The organism is Falsigemmobacter faecalis (assembly GCF_003863335.1).
GTDB classification, from domain to species: Bacteria; Pseudomonadota; Alphaproteobacteria; order Rhodobacterales; family Rhodobacteraceae; genus Wagnerdoeblera; species Wagnerdoeblera faecalis.
The window spans coordinates 1-20,843 of the sequence record NZ_RRAZ01000046.1; the positions used below are offsets into that span (position 1 = coordinate 1).

Annotated in this window: 19 protein-coding genes and 2 pseudogenes; 8 read left to right on the top strand and 13 right to left on the bottom strand. The window is 63.3% G+C overall.

Features of this window, described 5'->3' with window-relative positions; translation table 11 throughout:
- The 4 genes and pseudogenes from EG244_RS18595 to EG244_RS18610 all read right to left on the bottom strand — a co-directional run.
- Window positions 1-498, bottom strand: a pseudogene (locus tag EG244_RS18595) (DDE-type integrase/transposase/recombinase); the annotation flags it as partial.
- A gap of 197 nt (window positions 499-695) precedes the next feature.
- Window positions 696-1,529, bottom strand: a complete 834-nt coding sequence (locus tag EG244_RS18600) for an alpha/beta hydrolase (protein WP_124966667.1) — start codon at window positions 1,527-1,529, stop codon at window positions 696-698.
- 7 nt (window positions 1,530-1,536) lie between these two features.
- Entirely contained in the window at window positions 1,537-3,003 is a 1,467-nt protein-coding gene (locus tag EG244_RS18605; protein ID WP_124966668.1) for an NAD-dependent succinate-semialdehyde dehydrogenase, read from the bottom strand.
- A 16-nt stretch (window positions 3,004-3,019) separates the two neighbouring features.
- Window positions 3,020-4,219 (bottom strand): iron-containing alcohol dehydrogenase, encoded by a 1,200-nt coding sequence (locus tag EG244_RS18610; protein ID WP_124966669.1) that lies wholly within the window; start codon window positions 4,217-4,219, stop codon window positions 3,020-3,022.
- A 164-nt stretch (window positions 4,220-4,383) separates the two neighbouring features.
- On the opposite strand from EG244_RS18610, the gene EG244_RS18615 reads away from it, so the two are divergent.
- The 5 genes from EG244_RS18615 to EG244_RS18635 all read left to right on the top strand — a co-directional run bounded on the left by EG244_RS18615 (window position 4,384) and on the right by EG244_RS18635 (window position 9,442).
- A complete protein-coding gene (locus tag EG244_RS18615) occupies window positions 4,384-5,073 on the top strand; it encodes a GntR family transcriptional regulator (protein WP_124966670.1) in 690 nt (229 codons plus the stop codon).
- On the top strand, window positions 5,070-6,719 hold the full coding sequence (locus EG244_RS18620) for a sugar ABC transporter ATP-binding protein (protein ID WP_124966671.1): 1,650 nt from the start codon (window positions 5,070-5,072) through the stop codon (window positions 6,717-6,719). Before EG244_RS18615 ends, EG244_RS18620 begins: the two co-directional genes overlap by 4 nt.
- A 34-nt stretch (window positions 6,720-6,753) precedes the next feature.
- On the top strand, window positions 6,754-7,743 hold the full coding sequence (locus tag EG244_RS18625; protein WP_124966672.1) for an ABC transporter permease: 990 nt from the start codon (window positions 6,754-6,756) through the stop codon (window positions 7,741-7,743).
- A gap of 60 nt (window positions 7,744-7,803) precedes the next feature.
- Entirely contained in the window at window positions 7,804-8,766 is a 963-nt protein-coding gene (locus EG244_RS18630) for a substrate-binding domain-containing protein (RefSeq protein WP_124966673.1), read from the top strand.
- Between the two features lie 88 nt (window positions 8,767-8,854).
- Complete coding sequence (locus tag EG244_RS18635) at window positions 8,855-9,442, top strand: DJ-1/PfpI family protein (RefSeq protein ID WP_124966674.1); 588 nt, start codon at window positions 8,855-8,857, stop codon at window positions 9,440-9,442.
- Between the two features lie 1,297 nt (window positions 9,443-10,739).
- On the opposite strand, the pseudogene EG244_RS18640 reads toward EG244_RS18635, so the two are convergent.
- Window positions 10,740-11,573 (bottom strand): annotated as a pseudogene (locus EG244_RS18640) (transposase); the annotation flags it as partial.
- Between the two features lie 165 nt (window positions 11,574-11,738).
- Between EG244_RS18640 and EG244_RS20540 the strand changes: the two are divergent.
- Together EG244_RS20540 and EG244_RS18645 are read left to right on the top strand one after the other, a co-directional pair.
- Window positions 11,739-11,915, top strand: coding sequence for a hypothetical protein (locus tag EG244_RS20540; protein ID WP_158617363.1), 177 nt, complete (start codon window positions 11,739-11,741; stop codon window positions 11,913-11,915).
- A 115-nt stretch (window positions 11,916-12,030) separates the two neighbouring features.
- Window positions 12,031-12,204 carry a hypothetical protein gene (locus EG244_RS18645; protein ID WP_199738029.1) on the top strand — a complete coding sequence of 58 codons (174 nt, stop codon included), beginning with the start codon at window positions 12,031-12,033 and terminating at the stop codon, window positions 12,202-12,204.
- Window positions 12,205-12,272: 68 nt separating this feature from the next.
- Here EG244_RS18645 and tcuB read toward each other — a convergent pair whose 3' ends face one another.
- The 5 genes from tcuB to EG244_RS18670 are packed head-to-tail and all read right to left on the bottom strand — an operon-like array spanning window position 12,273 to window position 18,657.
- Window positions 12,273-13,427 (bottom strand): tricarballylate utilization 4Fe-4S protein TcuB, encoded by a 1,155-nt coding sequence (gene tcuB / locus EG244_RS18650; RefSeq protein ID WP_124966676.1) that lies wholly within the window; start codon window positions 13,425-13,427, stop codon window positions 12,273-12,275.
- Window positions 13,414-14,820 (bottom strand): FAD-dependent tricarballylate dehydrogenase TcuA, encoded by a 1,407-nt coding sequence (gene tcuA / locus EG244_RS18655; protein WP_124966677.1) that lies wholly within the window; start codon window positions 14,818-14,820, stop codon window positions 13,414-13,416. Before tcuA ends, tcuB begins: the two co-directional genes overlap by 14 nt.
- Before the next feature lies 1 nt (window position 14,821).
- Window positions 14,822-15,877, bottom strand: a complete 1,056-nt coding sequence (locus EG244_RS18660; RefSeq protein ID WP_124966678.1) for an ABC transporter ATP-binding protein — start codon at window positions 15,875-15,877, stop codon at window positions 14,822-14,824.
- Window positions 15,870-17,540, bottom strand: coding sequence for an ABC transporter permease (locus EG244_RS18665; protein ID WP_124966679.1), 1,671 nt, complete (start codon window positions 17,538-17,540; stop codon window positions 15,870-15,872). Before EG244_RS18665 ends, EG244_RS18660 begins: the two co-directional genes overlap by 8 nt.
- 4 nt (window positions 17,541-17,544) lie before the next feature.
- Entirely contained in the window at window positions 17,545-18,657 is a 1,113-nt protein-coding gene (locus tag EG244_RS18670; protein ID WP_124966680.1) for an ABC transporter substrate-binding protein, read from the bottom strand.
- A gap of 147 nt (window positions 18,658-18,804) precedes the next feature.
- Between EG244_RS18670 and EG244_RS18675 the strand changes: the two genes are divergently transcribed.
- The gene (locus tag EG244_RS18675; RefSeq protein ID WP_124966681.1) at window positions 18,805-19,503 is read left to right on the top strand and encodes a GntR family transcriptional regulator; all 699 of its coding nucleotides are present in this window, start codon (window positions 18,805-18,807) and stop codon (window positions 19,501-19,503) included.
- Between the two features lie 247 nt (window positions 19,504-19,750).
- On the opposite strand, the gene nadS is transcribed toward EG244_RS18675, so the two are convergent.
- From nadS to EG244_RS18690, 3 genes are all read right to left on the bottom strand, one after another.
- Window positions 19,751-20,035, bottom strand: a complete 285-nt coding sequence (gene nadS, locus EG244_RS18680; protein ID WP_124966682.1) for a NadS family protein — start codon at window positions 20,033-20,035, stop codon at window positions 19,751-19,753.
- Window positions 20,032-20,421: a type II toxin-antitoxin system RelE/ParE family toxin gene (locus EG244_RS18685; RefSeq protein ID WP_233589070.1), complete on the bottom strand. Its 390-nt coding sequence runs from the start codon at window positions 20,419-20,421 to the stop codon at window positions 20,032-20,034. Before EG244_RS18685 ends, nadS begins: the two co-directional genes overlap by 4 nt.
- 146 nt (window positions 20,422-20,567) lie before the next feature.
- Window positions 20,568-20,843: plasmid pRiA4b ORF-3 family protein (locus tag EG244_RS18690; protein WP_148097644.1), on the bottom strand; the 276-nt coding region annotated here is incomplete at its 5' end.

The window sequence follows — 20,843 nt, forward strand, 5'->3', positions numbered from 1 at the left end:
CGCTACGCAATCACGCCAAACTGTTCCAGGGGTGCTGATGGCGGATATGTCATAGCTGTCACCGACGCTTCCGACCGAGGGCGCGATGCCCGCCTCTGCCCGCCGGTCAGTGTATTTGATTGACACATATTGGCTGCCCCTGTCGCTATGATGGATAAGGCCCATGCCCTTTGCGGGGCGGCGATCATGCACCGCCTGTTCCAAAGCATCGGGGACGAAACCCGCATGAGCCGACGTGCTGACCCGCCAGCCGAGGATGCGGCGGGCCCAGGCATCGAGGACGAATGCAACATAAACAAAACCCTTCCATGTGGCGACGCAGGTGAAGTCACTGACCCACAGCCTGTTGGGTGCGGGCACCTGAAACCGGCGGTTCACCTTGTCCAATGGACAGGGCGCCTTCTTGTCAGGGATCGTTGTCCGGTGTGGCTTGCCGCGGATAGCGCCTTGAATACCCATGCCCTTCATCAGCCGCGCCACTGTGCATCGCGCGATGAGGCATAATCTTATTTCAACGTTCCGGGCAAAATCATTTGCCCCAAAAGCCTGAACATGTCCTCCGCGAGATCACGACCCATCGCGGTCAGCTCTGACGTGACCGCCCTTCTGGGGGGGAGCATCGCAGACCCCGGGCCCCTGACGCCCCAGGGGCGGTCACAAAATCAACGCCCCTCATCAGAAATCCGAAGGCCTCTTTACCCCACCACCAGATCAGCAAGCGCAGTGCCAGGGCGGGAACCCGGCTCGCTGAGTGCAAGGACGATGGACATATGGTTCAGCTCCGGCTCCGGGGCGTAGATAACGCGCGCGCCCGCATGGCGCAGCAGGGCCGCGAAATCCCGGGCCTGATCGTGAAAGGGCGCGGTCTCCAGGGCACCATGCGTGAGGTAGCGCCGCGGGCCCGCAAGTTGAACGGCATTCAGCGGCGACCAGGCGCGCGCCTCCTGCGGTGACATCTGCGTTTCGGATTTCAGAAAGCTTTCGGGGATGGCGCTCAGATCATAGATCCCGCTCATCAGGAAAAGCCCGGTCAGGGCCGGAAGGACAGTCGCGGCGGGGTCTTCGGGGCCGCGGGCCGCCAGACAGGCCGCCAGATGAGCCCCTGCGGAATGGCCGCCCGCACTGATCCGCGCAGGGTCCGCGCCCCAGGCGGGGGCCTCACGCAGGATATGCGCGGCCGCCCGCCGGACCTGAGACACAATCGTGCCAAGCCGCGTCCCCGGCATCAGATCATAGGTTACGATCGCGGCCAGCCCGCCTGCCGCCAGGACGGGGGCCGCGACGAGGTGGTGGTCCTCTTTTCGGCCGGACCGCCAGTAGCCGCCGTGCAAAAAGAGATGCAGCGGCGCGCCCTTCCGCGGGGTTGCGGGCATCAGCAGATCAAATCGCATCCGCCCGGACGGCCCGTAGGAGAGATCGCGCCTCATCTCTACCCGCGCGGCCAGCGCGCGGGAACGCGCGGCCGTTTCGGCGCTGATCTCATCAAAATCGGCGATGAAATCCCGGTTGCGATAGAGATCAACTGCCATGCTACCCTCAGAAGTTTACCGCGAAATACTTCGGCTCAAGGTATTCGTGAATGCCGGTCACGCCGCCCTCACGGCCAAGTCCGCTCTGCTTTACGCCGCCAAAGGGCGCCGCCGGGTCGGACATCAGGCCGCGGTTGATCGCAATCATACCGCTTTCAATCCCCTTGCCCACCCGCATCGCGCGGGAAAGATCGCGCGAGTAAACATAAGCGGCAAGGCCATATTCGGTGTCATTGGCCAGAGCGACCGCCTCTTCTTCGGTCGAGAAGCGATAGACCGGGGCCACGGGGCCGAAGATTTCCTCATGGGCCAGCGCCGCATTCCGGGGCACATCGGCGAGCACGGTGGGCGGATAGTAAAAGCCCTCGCCCGGCGCCACGCTGCCGCCGGTGACGATGCGGGCGCCACGGGAGACCGCTTCACTGACCAGCTGATCGATCTTTTCCACGGCCTTCTTTGTGATCATCGGGCCGACTTCGGTCGTGGGGTCACTGCCGGGTCCGACTTTCAGGGCTGCCATCCGCGCAGCAAGCCCCTCAACGAAGGCGTCATGGAGGCCGTCCTGGACATAAAAGCGGTTGGCGGCAGTGCAGGCCTCGCCGGCGTTGCGCATTTTGGCAATCATCGCCCCGTCGAGCGCGGCCTGCAGATCGGCATCGTCAAAGACCAGGAAAGGCGCATTGCCGCCGAGTTCCATGGAGGCCGAGACGACCGATTTCGCGGCCTCTGCCAGCAGACCCCGGCCCACCGCCGTGGAGCCGGTAAACGAGAGTTTGCGCACCCGCGGGTCCGCCAGCATGGCTGAGACCACCGGGCCGGGGCGGCGCGTGGTGATGACATTGACCACCCCCGGCGGCACCCCGGCCTCTGCACCAAGACGCGCCATCGCGTAAGCGGTGAGCGGGGTCTCAGAGGCGGGTTTCAGAATGACCATACAGCCCGCAGCCAGGGCGGGGCCGATTTTGCGCGTGGCCATGGCGGCGGGAAAGTTCCACGGCGTGATCAGAACCGCGATACCGATCGGGTCGTGGTCCACCAGGATCTGATGCGCACCGGAGGGCGCCTGGCGGAATTCGCCGCCGATGCGCACGGCCTCTTCGGCATACCAGCGGAAGAATTCTGCCGCATAGGCCACCTCTCCGCGCGCATCGGGGAGGGCTTTGCCGTTCTCCAGCGCGATCAGACGGGCCAGGTTCTCTGCTTCGGCCAGCATCAACTGGTGCCAGCGGCGCAGAATCTCAGCCCGCGCGCGGGGCGGGGTGCGCCGCCAGTCTGCCGCTGCGGCCCCCGCAGCCTCAACCGCGTCGAGGGCCTGTTCTTCGCTGGCATCAGGGACCTCGGCCAGCGGCTGCCCGGTGGCGGGGTTGAGCACCGCAATGCCGCTGCCCGGATGCCAGGCCCCGCCGATATAAAGGCCTTTGGCGTGCAGATCGGGGCTGGCGTAATCGGGTCGGGGGTCAGATTTATGGTCCATCGGTCTCTCCATCCGTTCAGGACATCAGCGCGGCATCGCCGTGCCAGGCAGCAGCCAGCAGCCGCATCATCTCGGGCGGGGTGAGGCTGCGGGGATTGTTCAGGATCAGCCGCTCAATCCCGCAGGCGAGGCGGGCCACCTCGGGCAGGCTGTCTTCGGGCAGGCCGAGGGCCTTCAGCGTGGGGGGAATGCCGATGCGGGTGAAGGTGGCGCGCAGGGCCGGGATCACCTCATCCGCGCCGGAAAGCCCCATCGCTGCCGCGATTTCGCCCAGTTCTGCGGTGATTTCGGGGCGGTTCCACTCCAGCGCCCAGGGCATCAGACAGGCCACGCCCTGACCATGCGCGGTATGGGTCAAAGCGCCCACCGGATATTGGATCGCATGGGCGGCAGAGGTACCCGCGACGCCAAAGGCGAGGCCGGCCATCAGCGCGCCCTCCATCATCCGGCTGCGGGCGGTGCGGTCTGCGCCCTGGGTGAAGGCCGCCTCCAGCCCCTGCCAGATCAGCCGGATCGCCTGCAGGGCGAGGGCGTCTGAGAGCGCGTTTTTGCCAATGAAAACGCGCTCCTGGGTCAGATCATCACTCAGGGGACGCCGCTTTGCCGTAAAGGCCTCCAGCGCATGGGTCAGGGCATCGGCCCCGGCAATCGCCGTAAGGCCGGGCGGGCAGGACAGCGTCAGCTCCGGGTCGCAGATCGCCACAACCGGGATCAGATGCGGGCTGGAAATACCCACCTTCAGCGCCCGGTCCCGATCGGAAAGCACCGCCACCGGCGTCACCTCTGAGCCGGTTCCGGCGGTGGTGGGCATGGCGATCAGCGGCAGAACCGGGCCGGGCACCTTCAGCTCGCCATAATAGTCCTGCACCGCGCCGCCGTGGGTCAGCAAAAGGGCCAGCGCTTTGGCCATATCCAGACAGGAGCCACCGCCGATTCCGATCACCAGATCCGGGGCAAAGGCCTGTGCGGCCAGAGCGCGCTCTTCAATAGTATGGGCGGGGACATCCGGCTCGGTCGTGGCGTCCACCGAGACGGCCAGCCCGGCCTGGCGCAGCCCCTCTGTCAGGTTGAGAAAGTCGGAATCGGTGCTCAGCCTGGCATCGGTGACCACCAGCGCGCGGGTGCCGAGCCCGGCCGCGACGCGGGGCAGGACGCGGCGCTGACCCGGCCCGAAGATAATCTGACGCGGCGCACGGATCGTGCCGAAAGTCTCCATCGCTCTGTGTCCTTTTACTAAAAAGCTGTGCTGGGGGGCGGGACGCGGGACGAAAGGGCGTCTCCTGAAATCGTATTTCGGATCGTATATGATATTCTATTTGACATATGATTTGAGTCTTGCAAGAGATATTTGCAATTCACGTCAACTTGCAGGTTCCCCCGATGGCCCTCTCCGCCGATCAGTCCGAACACACGTCCCAGGCCATTCGCCCGGTCAGTGTTGTCGATGCCGTCTATGACAGCATCTATGAGCGGCTGATGTCCCTTGAGATTGCGCCGGGCGCCCGCATTCCGATGGATCTGATCGCCCGCGAACTGGGCGTGTCACAGACACCGGTGCGCGAAGCCCTGGCGCGGCTGGAGCGTGAGCGGCTGGTCTGTAAGGCGCATCTCATCGGGTTTTCCTCAGCGCCGCTGCTGACCCGCAAGCAGTTCGATGACCTGTCCAGCTTCCGTCTGCTGCTGGAGCCGGAGGGCGCGCGGCTGGCGGCGCTGCGCATGACCCCCGAAAAGCTGAAAGCGCTTGAGGGGATCGCGGCGGATATGGCCGAGGGCGCGCCCGCGCTGGACCGCACCAGCCGCTACTCGCGCTTTGCCCGGATTGACGGGCAGTTCCACGATGCCGTTCTGCAGATCGCCGGAAATGAGGTGATCCGCAGCACTTTGCACAACCAGCATGTGCATCTGCATCTCTTTCGTCTGATGTTTCACACCCGGGTCACCCAGGAGGCGCTTGAGGAGCACGAAGAGCTTCTCGCCGCCTTCCGCGCCGGGGATGCCCCACGCGCCGAGGCGGCGATGCGGGCGCATCTTTCGGCCTCACGTGACCGGCTGCTGCAGGCCTTCGAATGACGTTGCGGGCGGATCTCCAGGGGCTGACCCCGGCGCCGCTGAGCGCAGCGCGCGCGGCTGCACCGGCAGAGCCCGGGGCTCCGCCGCCCGCGCTGCGTGCCGAAGGGATCGGCAAGAGCTACGGCGCGATCACAGTCCTTTCCGATGTCACGCTCGACATCCGCCCGGGTGAGGTTCATGCGATCATCGGCGAAAACGGGGCGGGAAAATCCACCCTGATGAAGCTGTTGTCCGGCCATGTCCTCCCGACCGAGGGCCGGCTTTTGCAGGGCGTTCGGGAGGTGGCTTTCCCGGATGCCGCCGCCGCAGAACGCGCGGGCGTGGTGCTGGTGCATCAGGAAATCCTGCTGGCTGCGGATCTGACGGTGGCAGAAAACCTGTTTCTCGGGCGGGAGTTAACGCGGGGGGTCTCGGTCGATGACCGGGCAATGAACCGGCGCACGGCGGAAGTGCTGGCCTCGATCGGGGCGAAATGCGGCCCCCGCGACCGGGTGGGCAGTCTGCCGCTCGCGCAGCGGCAACTCGTGCAGATCGCCCGCGCGCTGCTGGAGCCGCGCCGGGTGGTCATCTTTGATGAGCCGACGGCTGTGCTTGCCGGGGATGAGGTCACGGCGCTTCTGGATGTGGTGCGCGGGCTGCGCGCCCGGGGCGTGGCGGTGCTTTATATCTCGCACCGCCTTGATGAGGTGGAGGCGCTGGCCGACCGTATCACGGTGCTGCGCGACGGGCGGATGATCGGCACCTGGGAGACAGCTCAGCTAAGCCAGCGCGATATGGCCGAAAAGATGGTCGGCCGCGCGCTTGGGCATCTCTATCCGGCAAAGCGGGGGGCCGCGTCGGCCGCGCCGCTGCTGGAGATTGAGGAGATTTCCGTCGATCACGGCGCGGTTCTGGCCAGCCTTGTGGTGCGCCCGGGCGAAGTGCTCGGCATCGGGGGCATGATTGGCTCGGGCCGGACGGAGCTGTTTGAGGGGCTTTTGGGGCTTCGCCCCGCGCAGGGCGGCCCCATCCGCTTTGACGGCAGGGCTCTGCCGCGGCGCAGTGTCAGCGCCTGGCAGGCGGCGGGCCTTGTTTATCTGACGGAGGATCGCAAAGACCGCGGCCTTCTGCTCGAAGAGCCGCTGGCCGCCAATCTGACGCTTCAGGCGCTTGATCACCTGAACCCGGGGCCGGTGCTTGCGCCCCGGCGGGAAGCGGAATGGCTGGCGAAAGCTATTGAGGAATATGACATCCGCGTCCGCTCGCCGCTGCTGCGTGCGGGGCAGCTGTCGGGGGGCAATCAGCAGAAACTTCTGCTGGCCAAGGTCATGCTGACCGATCCGCGCGTCATCATCATCGATGAGCCGACGCGGGGCATCGATATCGGCAACAAGAGCCAGATCTATGGCTTCATCGACCGCCTTGTGCGGGCGGGAAAGGCCGTGGTGGTGATCTCATCGGAGCTGCCGGAACTGGTGGGCCTGTCGGACCGTGTGCTTGTCATGCGCGCAGGACGGCTGGTGGCGGAGCTTTCGGGGGATGAGATCACTGAGAAAAGCGTGATCTATGCCGCCACAAGCGGTGCTGCGGCGCGGGGAGGCGCCGCAGCGCAGGCAAGGGAAAACCACACTGCCGCACAGGCAGGGACAGGCCAGGGAGCGGTCTGAAAACGATCAGCCCGGCACGGGGGAGGAGAGCTGAATGACGACGGTAAGCGACATCGCACCACCAGCCGGAGGGCTGAGCCGGATCCGCTGGATGGATATGGCCCCTTTCATCGCGCTGGCCCTGGTGATCGTGCTGGGGGCGCTTTTAAACCCGAATTTTCTCTCTGCGACCAATATCGCCAATGTGGTGACGCGTTCGGCCTTTATTGCGATCATCGCAGTGGGGGCGACCTTTGTGATTTCCTCGGGGTGCCTTGATCTCTCGGTGGGTTCGATGATGGCCTTTGTGACCGGGCTGATGATCCTGACGATGAACAAGCTGGCCCCGACCCTTGGCTCCAATGCGATTTTTGTGGGGGCGGGCCTTGGTCTGATCGTCGGCGCGCTGTGCGGGCTGGTGAACGGTCTGATTGTGACCCTGGGGCGGATTGAGCCCTTCATCGTCACCCTGGGCACCATGGGGATTTTCCGCGCGCTGATCACCTGGATGTCGAACGGCGGCTCCATCCCCATGGAGCGCAGCCTGCGCGAGCCCTACCGCCCGGTCTATTTCGGCGATCTCTTCGGGGTGCCGATCCCGGTGGTGATCACGGCGCTGGTGGTGCTGGCCGGGGCCTTCATCCTTTACCGTACGAAATATGGCCGCCGCTGCATTGCCGTTGGCTCGAATGCCGAAGTGGCGCGCTTCTCGGGCGTTTCGGTGACCCGGATCCGCACGCTGACCTTTGTCATCCAAGGCCTCTGCGTCGGCATTGCGGCGATCTGCTACATCCCGCGCCTCGGGGCTGCCACGCCGACCACGGGCCAGCTTTGGGAATTGCAGGTGATCACGGCGGTGGTGATCGGCGGCACGGCTCTGCGCGGCGGTAAGGCGCGGATCTGGGGCACGATTGCGGGCGCGCTGATCCTTGAGATCATCGCCAACCTGATGGTGCTGTCGAACATGGTGTCGGAATACCTCGTCGCGGCCGTGCAGGGGGTGATCATCATCCTCGCCATGCTTGCGCATCGTTTTATCAGATAGCCGCCCGGGGAGGGGCGGTTTGCAACCGGAAAGACACGAAAACCAAAGGGAGGAAGACGAATGACTAAGACTTTGCGTCGGACAGTGAGCCTGCTCTCTGCAGCAAGCCTGCTCGCCCTGGCCGTGGGCTCTGCCCAGGCCCAGGACAAGCGCATCATCGCCGTGTCGATCCCGGCCGCCACCCATGGCTGGACCGGCGGCGTGGTCTATCACGCCGAACAGGCGGAAAAAGAAATCGAAGCCGCCTTTCCGCATATCGATATCGTGGTGAAAACCTCGCCCTCGGCCACCGCTCAGGTCTCGGCGCTGGAAGATCTCTCGGCGGGCCAGAAACTTGACGCCCTGGTCATCCTGCCCTTCACCTCAGAAGAGCTGACCGGCCCGGTTGAGCAGGTCAAAGCCAAGGGCACCTTCATTGCCGTCGTCGACCGCGGTCTGACCGATCCCGCCGTGCAGGATCTTTACGTGGCGGGCGACAATATCGCCGTGGGGGCCAATACCGCGAAATGGATGGCCGAAAAGCTCGGCGGTGAGGGCAAAGTGGTGGTGCTGCGCGGCATCCCGACCGTCATCGACGATGAGCGTATTCAGGGCTTCACGGAAGTCATGAAAGACACCAAAGTTGAGATCCTCGACATCCAGTATGCCAACTGGAACCAGGACGAAGCCTTCAAGCTGATGCAGGATTATCTGGCCAAATATCCGCATATCGACGCGGTCTGGGCCAATGACGACGATATGCTGCTCGGTGTTCTGGAGGCCGTCAAACAATCGGGCCGCTCAGAGATCAAATATGCGCTCGGCGGCAATGGCATGAAGGATGTCGTGAAGATGGTCATGGAAGAAAATGCCATGACGCCGATCTCGACCCCCTATCCGCCCTCAATGATCAAATCGGCCATCTATATGGTTGCCGGTCAGTTCAACGGTCAGGCGCCGATGCGCGGCAGCTTCAAACTCGATGCGCCGCTGATCACGCCGCAGAACGCCGAGCAGTTCTGGTATCCCGACAGCCCGTTCTGAGCCATCGCAACCGGAGGCCCCCGGGCCTCCGGTCCCTCACGCGTCCGCCTATCTGACCCGGCCTTTAAGACTGCGACAGGAACATATCATGCCCGCCAAATCCATTCTCATGCTCTGCGGCGAATTCACGGAAGAGTATGAAATTTTCGTTTTTCAGCAAGGGATGGAGGCCGTGGGCCATACCGTCCACGTGGTCTGCCCCGATAAGAAAAAGGGCGAGATGATCCAGACCTCGCTGCATGATTTTGAAGGTCACCAGACCTATATTGAGCGCTTTGGCCACCTGGCTGAGATCAACAAGACCTTCTCGGAGATCAATCCCGACGACTATGACGCCGTCTATTGCGCGGGCGGTCGCGGGCCGGAATATATCCGCACCGACAAGCGCATTCAGGCCCTGGTGCGCCATTTCCATGAGGCGCAAAAGCCGATCTTCACGATCTGCCACGGCGTGCAGATCCTGATTGCCGTCGATGGTGTGGTGCGCGGCAAACGCGTGGCCGCCCTTGGTGCCTGCGAGCCCGAGGTGACTCTGGCAGGCGGCACCTATGTCGATGTCCTGCCGCATGAGGCGATTGTTGACGGCACCATGGTCTCAGCCAAGGGCTGGACGGGGCTTGCAGCCTTCATGCGCGAATGTCTGAAGGTGCTCGGCACCGAAATCGTGCACCGCTGAAGGAACGGCTGTCCCGGCACGGATTGCAGCCGTCCGGGACGGCCCACCTTTGGTGCGCAGTCCCGCGATCTGGTGGTGATCGCTTTCGCGAAAGCTGAGGCAGCGGCGATCCGTGGCCCTGGAGGCGCGGTCTCTCCGCGCCATCAGCAGGCGGATGCCCGGGCCGTTTCGCCGGTCTGAGATCCGCTGACATGCCTGGCACTCCGGAGCCGACCGATTGCGGCCGCGGATCGCGCGGTTTATGTGACTGCGGCGTGACGCGATGTCCGGTTCTGTGGAAAGCGTTCTCCGGCCCGGCTGATCCTGTGATCCCTGATCCGGGTGAGACGATCCCTCAGCCAGGCCCGCAGATCGCCGTTCATTTCTGCACTCACCATGAGGTTCATGACAGGGATCAGCCTTTCGGCACCAACGGCAGACAGGTCGGCCTGTCCCATGACAATCGCCCTCAGCCTCTTTCGCGGCCATGTCGCGGATCATCATACGGCCCTCTTCAAGCAATGCGGCCCCCGGGTTCAGGCCGTAGCGAAAGGCCTTCGCAAGATCCCCCTTTGAGCTGCCGCTCTGACCAGTCAAGCATCGACTTTGGCCGCGCTGCCGCTCCGGCTCGCAACCTGCCAGACCTCCGCTGCCTGACCGCAGATCGTCCGGGCGATACCATAGCGCACCTCACTTCTGCCCGTGATCCTCGTCCGGTTTACGCCATACTGATGAGTGTAAGTTGCCGGAGCAGCACAGAATTTGGCCTCAGATTCCGGTGGCAGGATGTTCCCGACTGGCTCCGGCAGTCGGCGCTTGTTGTTCCACTCAACCCATCCCGGCAGGGCATATCCCAGGGCGGCGAAACTCTCGTCTGTCATTTACCCTGGCGGCAAAAATTCCGCCGATCATTCGGCAGGATCGAGGTCGCAGCTGCCCCCGACGCTGCCGAAGGGAGGCACAATGCCGGCGTTTGCCAGAAGTTTCCCTAACGAGTGAGCAAATACTGCGCTCCCATGTCATTGAGATGGTGAGCCCTTGAATGCGCCATTGATCCAAAGGCAGGCTTAACAGGCTGCTGAAATAGTCCTGAGTGCAGGACGGTTTTGCTTCATCAGGGCTGATCTGTTCTGCCGTGGGGCTTTCTTCGCCAGACAACATGCATGCCTGGCGGGTTCTCCCAGCCTCAGGCGGCCAGCAGTTTGGGCAGTCTGGCGAGATTGTTGGCTGCCATTGCCCGGATGAAGCGGGCACGCAGCCGCCCGACCCCCCGATAGAGGGTCTGGGTCATACCGCCGACCGTCCTGGCCCCTCCTCCGCCGACAAAGCAGAGCATGGCCCCGGCGCCGGGTGACTTTTTGTAAAGCCGCGCGTCCGGATCAGTGGAGGAAGCAGGCGTGGCATTGGAGCGCCTTTGTCCCCGGAAATCGACTTTGGTATTGCGGCTTTGACGGATCACCGGGCCGGTTTCGGACGTGGTTGGCTCAGAAGGGGGATCGGTCGGGATCTTCGGGCGACCAGAGCCGCCGGGATCCTCATCCGAGGGGCCACCGTCAGTCTTCGGGCGGAAACTTTTCATCGAGGCCGTTCGCCACCGGGCCTGAACCGGTGGCGCCTTCGGTGGCTCACCCTTGACCAGGGTGCCATCGACTGAAAAGTGCTCGTCCGAGAGCAGAGGCGCGACCGCAGGGTGAGCCAGGATTGCCCCCATCACCTCCCGCGACATCTCCGTGCTCAGCAATCGGTCCCGGTTCCTGCTGAAAACTGTCGGCCTTCGGCCCGGGGCTCCGCCCGTTCAGGGCTGAAATCTGTCCCCCGCACAGATTTCCGGGCACCCTTCACCCCAGACCTGATCATCAATCCCAGGCCCGACAAACCAGCGGAACAGGAGGTTATATTCCATCTGCTCCATGAGCTGTCGCTCCGGGCGGATCGAAAAGAGGATCTGGAGCAGGCTTGCACGGATCAGCCGCTCCGGAGCGATCGAGGGCCGGCCGAAGTCGGTATAGAGCGCGGCAAACGCTCCATCCAGACTGACCAGTGCGGCATTGACCACCTGCCGGATCCTGCGCAGAGGATGGCGCGCAGGGATCCGCGCCTCCAGGTCCACAGAGCTGAACAGCGACCCGCTCGTTTCGTCACTTCCCCGCATGATCACCCCGGCACCTTGTCTGCAAAGGGTGACCATGTTCCTCAAGCCGCGTCCAGGCCCGACTATTTCAGCACCCTGCTAACAGCTAAGCGGGCACAGAGCGGAGGATGGGCGACAGAGCCTGCTGAACTGGCCTCTACTCCGGACGAATTGAAGGAAGTCATCATGACCACTTTCGACAGCGATCTTCTGCGCCAGATCATCGCCGATGAAACCGAGAGTCTGGCGCAAAAGCGGCAGGGCAAATTCTGCCCCGCGACCACCATCTCCTGTGGTCGCTGTCCTCCAGGGCGGCTCCCCTGTTCGGTCCGGCAGAGCATGAGGATGTCCTCTGTCATCTGATGCGCATCACCGGCTCCGCGCCTGCCGTTGCCGAGAAACACATCCCCGTACTGCCGAACGCCTGATCCCGCATCTGGACATCGGCGGCGTGATCCGGATGGCGCGGCACCACGAGATGCTGTTTCTGTTCGGCTTTGACACCCGCGGCACCCTGGCTGATGGCCTGCTGACCGCGGCGCAGGATCTCAAGGCGCGGCTCGGTGCCTGGCCGAACCCGCGGCGCACTCGTCAGCCTTTCGTGCAACTCGGGGTCATCCTGCCGGACGGCCCCATAGCGCCCTTATCCTGACCTACAAGATCAGTAAGGCCGATTCCCTACCGCTTTGGAGGTGGAACGACAGGGCCGGACGGAAGGTCCTAGCCAAGATGGCGACGCTTTTCGGCAGCGTAGCGCACCAGCGCCAGACCGCGAAAGATCCCATGCATGAACTTGCCATAGGGCATGGTGATGAAGAACCCGAACACAAAGCCCAGATGCAGCGCCAGCATCGTGCCCATCAGCGGCGTCGCCCGCAGGAACAGCAACGCCAGCCCCGTGACCCCGGTCAGCAGCAGCATCAGGATAAAGGCCACATCCATCCCCTTGCGGCTTTCATCCATCAGCTGCGGGTCGCGGCGGAATTTGGCCCGTAACAGCCCGATGGGGCCGATGGTGATGCCGATCCCGCCGAGCGTGCCCAGCACGACGGGCAGATCCCACCACGGATAGGGCGCATCGCGGCCCAGCAGGTAGTGCCAGATCGTGCCGACCGAGGTCGCCGCGAAACACAGCATGAAGCCGTAAAAGGTCAGGTGGTGGTAGAGGCGGCGGTTGTCATCGGGCTTGTCGCTTTCGTTCATGCAGCCCTGCCCGCCCCCATCGAGGTATTTCAGCGTGGCCGCATCCTGCGCGCCCCCGGCCAAGGCGGCGGGGTCGCGCAGCGTTGCTGCGGGCTCGCCGATGTCGCGCCAGAACTTCACGCAAGACATCACCACGGCCAGGACTGACCACAGGAAGGCTGCGCCGAAAATGGCGACCATCGTGTTGTGCGGCATGATCTTGTAAAAGGCGCCCGGCCCGGTATGGGTGCCGAACATCACGGCGGGGTCGTGCCAGACGGCAAAGCCGATCACGAAGGCCGCGACGGACAGCGCCGCGATCAGCGTCACCATCAGCCCGTTGCGGTGAAACATCGGCGCCAGAAAGCCGGGCCAGACATAGCGGGCGTAGCTGTCGTTGCGCACCTCGGCCAGGACCTTGGGCACATTCACGTCGAATTCATGCGGCGGGGCGAACTGGCAATCGGAATTGCAGGCCCCGCAATTGTGGCAAAGGTTCGCGAGATAGGTCAGATCGCCCGCCGAAAACGACCGCCGCATTTCCATCGCCGGAAAGACGGCGCAGAGCCCTTCGCAATAGCGGCAGGAGTTGCAGACCGTCATCAGCCGTTCCGCCTCATCCAGATGGGCCTGATGATCGGAGGCCGGGGTTTGGCCCTCGCGCCCGAGAGTCATGATATCAACGGCTTGCATAACTGCCCGCTCCTTCTCCGGCGATACGCCCGAAGACGCTGCCAATGGTCATTCCGATACCGGCCGCGTAGCCAAGGCCCAGAACGTTGCCGGCCATGATCTCGCCCGCGGCCCAGATGTTTTCGGCCCGCCCGCCGTCTGCCAGCTGCACGCGGGCATCTTCATCCACCTCGACGCCCAGATAGGTGAAGGTGATGCCTGGGCGCACCGGATAGGCGTAGAACGGCCCCTGTTCGATGGCCCGCGCCCAGTTGGTTTTCGGCGGGACCAGCCCTTCGGTGTGGCATCCGTCGAGGATCGTGTCGTCGAAAGTGCCGGGCTGGACGGCGGCGTTGAAGCCCTCGACCGTCGCGCGCAAGGCGGCGGGGTCGAGGGTCAGTTTGCCCGCCAGTTCCTCGATGGTGGCCCCGGTGACCGGCGGGTACAGCGAGGGCATGAAGAGCTGCAGCGACCGCGCGTCAAAGATAATATAGGCGATCTGCTCGGGCTGGTTCGCGACCAGCCGCCCCCAGATGGCGTAGCGTTTGGGCCAGATGTCCTCCCCCTCGTCATAGAACCGCTCACAGCGGTTGTTGACGACGATGCCAAAGACCACGCAATCGAGCCGGGTGATGATGCCGCCGTCGTATTTCGGCGCGCGGGCGTCGATGGCGACGGCGTGGCACTGGGTCGGGTCGCCGATCTGCTTCATGCCTTTGTCGATCAAAGTGCGCAGCAGCGATCCCCGATTATAAGGCGTGCCGCGGATCAGGAAGTTTTCCGCGATCTCGCCCCAGCCTTCCTTCAGCCAGTCGATATTGGCCTCGAACCCGCCCGAGGCCGCGACCAGCGCCCTGGCTTCCAGCCGCTTGGTGCCGTCCGGGGTCGTGACCTCGGCCGCGACGAAACGGTCGCCATCCATCTCCAGATCGGTGACCTCGGCCTCATAGGCGACATGGACGCCAAGCCGTTCGGCCGTGCGGTAAAGCGCGTTCAGCATCGACCGCCCGCCGCCCAGAAAGAACGAATTCGTCCGACCCAGGCTGAGCGTCCCGCCAAGCGAAGGCTGGAACCGGACGCCCTGTTCGGCGATCCAATCCAGCATGTCCTTGGACCTGGAAATCATCATCCGCGCCAGATGCTGGTTGGTATTGCCCTGCGTCACCCGCATCAGGTCGTCAAAGAATTCGTCTTCGGTATAGGGGCCCGACAGGGTTTCGGTGGCGCTGTCATGGGCGCAACGCATGTTGCGGGTGTGGCGGGTGTTGCCGCCGCGATAGAACCTGGGCGCCTTTTCCACGATGGCGACGCTGGCCCCCGCCCGGCTTGCGGCGATGGCCGCGCAGAGGGCGGCATTTCCGCCCCCCGCGACGACGACATCATAGGACCGGCTGAAATCGACAGGGCGTTCCATCTCAGAACACCCAGACGCTTTCGCGCGGAATGCGGATCGGCGAGGTGTCGCTTGCGACCGCCCCTTCGGTCAGCACCCGCAGGCTGTGATCGCCCAGCCGGTAGACATGTTCCCATTTCTCGCCGAGGAACATCGAGGTCGCGCGGTGCATTTCAACCGTATCCGGCTCCCCTGCCCCGGCCAGCGCCAGCCGGTCCATGCGGCAGATCGCGGTTGCCTCTTCGCCCGGCCGCTTGGGCTGGCCCATCCGCCCGGTCACGCGCAGCCCGCCGCAATCGAGCGTCGCAAAGCCGTCGCCTGCGGCGACGACCTTGCCGGTCAGCCGCACATTATTGCCGATGAAATCGGCGGTGAACAGCGTCCGGGGCCGGTTATAAAGGTCTTCAGGGCTGCCTTCCTGCGCGATCACGCCGCCATTCAGCAAGACGATGGTGTCGGCGATGGCCAGCGCCTCGATCTGGTCATGGGTGACGATGACCGCCGCGCGTTCTTCGCGGGTGATCAGCTCTTTCAGGAAGGCGCGGGCCTCGTCGCGCAGTTTTGCGTCGAGGTTCGACAGCGGCTCGTCCAGCAGCAGCACCGCCGGGTCATAGGCCAGCGAGCGCGCGATGGCGACCCGCTGTTGCTGCCCGCCCGACAATTGCGACGGATAGCGCGTGTGCAGATGGCCAAGGCCCAGCACCTCGAGCACATCGCCGACCTTGCGGCGCACCTCGGCATCGGCCACTTTGCGCAGCCGCAGCCCATAGGCCACATTGTCGAACACCGTCCGGTTCGGCCAGAGGGCATAGGACTGGAACACAAAGCCAAGGCCGCGCTTTTCCGCCGGCAGGTCAAGTTTGCGGTCGCCGTCGAAGACCTGTTTGCCCGAGACCGAAACCCGGCCCTTGTAGGCGCGTTCCAGCCCCGCGACCGTGCGCAACAAGGTCGTCTTGCCCGATCCCGACGGCCCCAGAAGCGCGGCGATCTGGCCCTTTTCGACAGCGAAGGACGCGCCTTTCAGAACCTCGATGGCCCCGTATTTCAGGTGAATGTTTTCTACAACCAGTTCAGGCATCGAGACGAACTCCGAGGCGCAGGGCAAGCGCGATACCGCCCGCGATGACAAGGGTGTTGACGACGGCCAGAGACGAGGCCACGTCGATGTTTCCGCCGTTCCAGAGGCTGACCAGCATGGTGCCCATCACCTCATTGCCCTGACCCATCAGGAAAATGCCGGTCGAATATTCGCGGGCATAAAGCAGGAAGGCCAAAAGCCAGGCGGCCAGCAGGCCGTGCTTGGCGAGCGGCAGGATCACGTCGCGGGCAACGCGGGCCTGACCGGCGCCGGTGACATGGGCGGCTTCTTCCAGCTCACGCCCGACCTGGCCTAAGGAATTCGACACCAGCCGCAGACCGAAGGGCAGCCAGACCAGCGTATAGGCCACCCACATCGCCACCAGCGAGGAGACCCAGGGCTTCAGCACCGGCACGAAGAGGAAGATCCAGAACACCACCAGACCGGCGACGATCCCCGGCATAGCCCGCGGCAGGAGCACCAGAAAATCCAGCGCGCGGGTGCCGCGTGCCTGCGACCGGTGGCTGGCCAGACCGATCAGCACATAGACGCAGAGCGAGGCAAAGCCGCCGATAAAGGCCAAAAGCAAGGTGTTGACGATCGACCGGCGGATCAGCGGCAGCTCGGCGAGCTTGTGGTAATTGTCAAAGGTCAGCACATCGCGGATCGACACCAGCGGCCCCCAGGTGGTGACCAGCGAGCGCAGCGCCACGCCCGACAGCGGCAGCAGCACAACCGCATAGAGCCAGACCAGCACCCCCGCCAGCGCCACCCATTTCCACGGGCCGAACGGCACCAGATGCGCCCGCGTCGCCTTGCCGCCGATGGTGGAATAGCGTTGCGCCGAGCGCAGCATCCGCCGTTGCAGCATGACCAGCGGCAGCGTCGCCAGCATGATGAAGATCACCACCACCGCCATCAGCTGATAGGCAGGCCGCCCGAGCAGGGTGTTGAACTTGTAAAGATAGGTGGCCAGCACCAACCGGCCGTCCTGATCGCCCAGAACATAGGGCAGGCCAAACAGCTCAAACCCAAGGAAGGCCACCAGCACCGCGCTGACCGCAATGGACGGCCAGACCAGCGGCAGCGTCACGCGCAGCGCCACCGTCAGGGGCGAGCCACCGGCAACACGCGCCGCCTCCTCCAGATCCGAGGGCACGGTCCGCAAGGCGGTTGCGACATAGATATAGACATGCGGCACATGGGTCAGCGCGACCACCAGCACCAGCATCGGCATGGAATAGACGTTCCAGAACGGCACACCGATGGTCTGTTGCCACCAGACCGACCAGAACCCCGACGGCCCGATGGAGACGATATAGCCAAAAGCCAGAACCATCGGCGACATGAACAGCGGCAGGAAGATCGCCGGTTCGATCCATTTGCGGCCCGGCATATCGGTCCGCACCATCAGAAAAGCGAGCAGCGATCCCAGCGGAACGGCGATCACCACCATGCCGACGGACAAGATGATCGTGTTCTTCAGCGCGTCGCGGAACCCCGGATCGGAGAGAACAAAACTATAGGCATCCGCCGTGGGTCTGGCACGGGCGCTGAAGAAGGCATCCGTCAGAAAACTTTGCCAGACGATCAGCCCGACAGGGGCCAGAATGAAGAGCGCCGTCAGAAGAACGATATTATTTCGCCAAAAATCGCTGCGCATTGTATTATTTACCCGCTTTCAGGGCATCGGCCCATTTGCGGAAAAACGCCAGCCGTTCCATCGGCTGGATCGCATCCAGCAGATGGGGGCCGATGGCGACGGGCTTCAACCGGTCGCCATGTTCGGCGGTCAACCCGGCAATGGTCGCCTTGCCCTCGACATCGGGGCGGATCGCGAACAGATGCGCCGCGTTGCCGATCACCGACTGGCCGCGATGGGACAGCAGATAATCAAGGAAAACACGGGCCGCATTGGGGTGTCTGGCCTGTTCGGTGACGATCGCCAGCCGCGACAGCACGACGGTGAAATCCTGCGGCACCACGACCTTGACGTTCGGGTCACGCTCGGCCCGCAGATAGGCATAGGGACCGACGATATTGTAGCCAATAGCATGCTCGCCGGCGCTGATCTTTTCCAGCATCGTGCCGGTCGCGGTGTAGAATTTTGTGTCTACCGCGCCAAAGGCGGTGACGAGCGGCCACAGATCGTCACTGTGCTTCGCATCTTCGTTGACGGCAAAGAAGCCCAGGCCCGACCGTTCCGGGTCATAGGTGGCGACTTTGCCCTTCATGGTATCCCGGTTCTCGGTCAGCCAGCTGGCCAGACCCGCATGAGTCCTGGGCATCTGGTCGTCGGCGACGACTTTGCTGTTGTAGACCATGACGACGGGCTCATAGGTGGTGCCATAGATCCGGTCGCCATAAGACGCCCATTCCGGGATCGCGCCTTTTTCAGGCGAGGCATATTCGGCCGCGACCCCGTCTTCGACCATCTGATATTGCAGGTCCATCGCGGAGGACCAGACCACGTCGGCCTTCAGTGCGTCGGCGGCAGCTTCGCTGCTGACGCGGCTGAAGAGATCCGCCGCCTTGATCTCGATATAATCAGCGCGGATTTTTGGGAAGGCTTTCTGGAAATCGGCCAGAATGGCCTCAACCGCTGCATGTTCGGTATTGGCATAGATCACCACCGAGCCCTCCGCCTCGGCAACAGCAAGGATATCCGCATATTCTGCCGGATATCCCTCCGGGATCTGAGCAAGGCCTGCGACGGGCATGGCCATCGCAATGACAGCCCAAAAGGCTCGGCCGATGGCCGGTTTCTTCAGAATGGTCATTGTTTCCTCCCTGGCGAAAGCGGGGTCAGAATCAAATTCTGGCTCTCGTCGTTATTGGATATTGCTGTATACAATAAAAAACTGTACTGTGGTCTTTTCCGACTGCTGTCCCTATCTTGGTGTGACTGTCTAATCGGGGTTTCGCCTATGAATTTCCATCCTGACTCTGCCACATCCCGTCTGGCCAATGTCCGCCTCGACGCTGCTGTTGGCGCGCGTGAGGCAGGCTTGGGGGATGCAGTGTTTGTCGCTCTGCGGCAGGCCCTGCGCGAAGGGATCTTTCGACCGGGCGATCGTTTGCGCGAAGAAGAGATCGCCGAGCACTTCTCGGTCAGCCGCACGCCCGTGCGTGATGCTTTGCGGCGGATGCTGGAGCGGCGACTTCTTGAAGTTTCCGGCGGGCGGGGGCTGATGATACGTCGGCTGGAGCAGAACGAGGTTTTCGAGCTCTACCAGATGCGCGAAATCATGGAGGGGACGGCCGCCCGCTTTGCCGCCGAGAACGCGACAGATGCCGAGATTGCCCTGCTGACCGACCTGCAGGCCTCGTTCGAAGAAGCCACGACCGCAGCCGACTGGCAGCGCCTGAACAAGAAGTTCCACGGCACCATTGCCGGCGCTGTCCGGAACCGTTTTTTCCACGGCCCCATTGAGGAACTACAGGATTTCCTTGCACTTCTGGGTCCGACCACCTTCTCCGTTATGGGACGCGCCTCCCCCGCCGCCGCCGAGCATCGCCGTATCCTTGAGGCGATCGCCCGCCATGATCCGGATGCGGCTGAAGCTGCCGCGCGTGATCACATCCGCAATGCGCTGACCACACGCCTGCGGATGCAGCATTCTTGAATGCCTGTTCCTGGACAAAAGCTCGGCAAGCTGAAAACTGCTCCTCGAAAATTGAGCAACCGGAAAGAAAATATCTGCCCCCCTAAACCTCAATGACGACAGGATCGGCGATACGGAAACGCAAAGACCATAACCCGGGATATGGCCGGGCGCTGATGTTGTAACCGCCTCCCAAATGGATTATGACGATCCCACCCTGGCACCCCGATGCCGTCGGGGGCGGTTACAAATCAGCGCCCATGTGATCTCACGCCCGAATAGCCCGTGCCACCATATCCGGGGCCTGATCGATGACCTTCAGAAAGAGCATAGCCGCCCGATCAGGCTGGCGACGCTTTTGCTCCCAATCTTTGATCGTGCCCGCAGACAGCCCATAGCGCGCCGCAAACTCGGCCTGCGACAGCTTTTGGCGTTTCCGGATCGCGGCCACGTCAATGCTTTCCGGCACGAACACAGCTGCCGGCTCCTGACGCCCTTCTGCAATTGCAAGCGCTTCTTTCGCACTCGCGATCAGTTCAGCTCCAAAACTCATGGTCTTTCCTTTCCGGCTCTATACGCCTCGGCCAGCTTTGGCAGGATGACAGCCAGCTCATTGCGCTCGGCTTTCGACAGATTGCCCTTCTCACTCTTGCCATAGATCGCAAGGGCAAACACCGGGATATCACCGCCCCCAAAATAGTGGATCGTCCGATAGCCGCCGCTTTTCCCCTGGCCTTCGCGCGCATGGCGCAGTTTGCGCGCACCGCCCGTCCCTGCCATGATCGCACCAGCCTCGGGATCGGCAGCGATGACGGCCACGATCTCCTGCAGCTCTGCCTCCGTCAGGCCGGATCGCTTCGCCTGGCTCAGAAAGATGGAGGTTTGAATCACGGTCTGCATTGCCTCGGTATACGGCAATGCCACATAGAACGCAACCACATTATACGGCAATGCCGGATAACGTTGGGATCGTTTTGCACAGTCACCCTCCCCTGCTGCGCCAGGATTGCTGAGGTCTTCAGCACAGCGCGCTCCAGCGCCCGCACCTCTGGCCCCCCGTAACCATCCGGCGCAGGCCGTGGCTTTTAGTCCAGGGTGACAGCTTTGAGCCTGGCCGTCCTTGGCGCCCATTTCTTTGCGAGCTGTGCAAAACGCTCGACGATCCTTTCAGGGCGGGCATCCTCGGGATCGAATGTGCCTCCTGACCAGTCGAGCATTTCATCGTGCTGCTCATGCCCGGGATCGGCGAGAGTCTGCAGGAACTCCTCATAGCCGTATGCCCCACCAACGTCTTCAGGAGGGCATGCTCCGCTGGTCTTCAGAAGCCGCGGATAGCTGAGGCCTGGGATGGCTTCGCTTAC

Coding starts and splice junctions, on each gene's coding strand:
- EG244_RS18610 (WP_124966669.1), bottom strand. CDS start 4,219: ATGGAGACTTTCGGCACGATCCGTGCGCCGCGTCAGATTATCTTCGGG.
- EG244_RS18600 (WP_124966667.1), bottom strand. CDS start 1,529: ATGGCAGTTGATCTCTATCGCAACCGGGATTTCATCGCCGATTTTGAT.
- EG244_RS18670 (WP_124966680.1), bottom strand. CDS start 18,657: ATGACCATTCTGAAGAAACCGGCCATCGGCCGAGCCTTTTGGGCTGTC.
- EG244_RS18625 (WP_124966672.1), top strand. CDS start 6,754: ATGACGACGGTAAGCGACATCGCACCACCAGCCGGAGGGCTGAGCCGG.
- EG244_RS18660 (WP_124966678.1), bottom strand. CDS start 15,877: ATGCCTGAACTGGTTGTAGAAAACATTCACCTGAAATACGGGGCCATC.
- EG244_RS20540 (WP_158617363.1), top strand. CDS start 11,739: ATGACCACTTTCGACAGCGATCTTCTGCGCCAGATCATCGCCGATGAA.
- EG244_RS18630 (WP_124966673.1), top strand. CDS start 7,804: ATGACTAAGACTTTGCGTCGGACAGTGAGCCTGCTCTCTGCAGCAAGC.
- EG244_RS18665 (WP_124966679.1), bottom strand. CDS start 17,540: ATGCGCAGCGATTTTTGGCGAAATAATATCGTTCTTCTGACGGCGCTC.
- nadS (WP_124966682.1), bottom strand. CDS start 20,035: ATGAGTTTTGGAGCTGAACTGATCGCGAGTGCGAAAGAAGCGCTTGCA.
- EG244_RS18675 (WP_124966681.1), top strand. CDS start 18,805: ATGAATTTCCATCCTGACTCTGCCACATCCCGTCTGGCCAATGTCCGC.
- EG244_RS18605 (WP_124966668.1), bottom strand. CDS start 3,003: ATGGACCATAAATCTGACCCCCGACCCGATTACGCCAGCCCCGATCTG.
- EG244_RS18620 (WP_124966671.1), top strand. CDS start 5,070: ATGACGTTGCGGGCGGATCTCCAGGGGCTGACCCCGGCGCCGCTGAGC.
- tcuB (WP_124966676.1), bottom strand. CDS start 13,427: ATGCAAGCCGTTGATATCATGACTCTCGGGCGCGAGGGCCAAACCCCG.
- EG244_RS18645 (WP_199738029.1), top strand. CDS start 12,031: ATGCTGTTTCTGTTCGGCTTTGACACCCGCGGCACCCTGGCTGATGGC.
- tcuA (WP_124966677.1), bottom strand. CDS start 14,820: ATGGAACGCCCTGTCGATTTCAGCCGGTCCTATGATGTCGTCGTCGCG.
- EG244_RS18615 (WP_124966670.1), top strand. CDS start 4,384: ATGGCCCTCTCCGCCGATCAGTCCGAACACACGTCCCAGGCCATTCGC.
- EG244_RS18635 (WP_124966674.1), top strand. CDS start 8,855: ATGCCCGCCAAATCCATTCTCATGCTCTGCGGCGAATTCACGGAAGAG.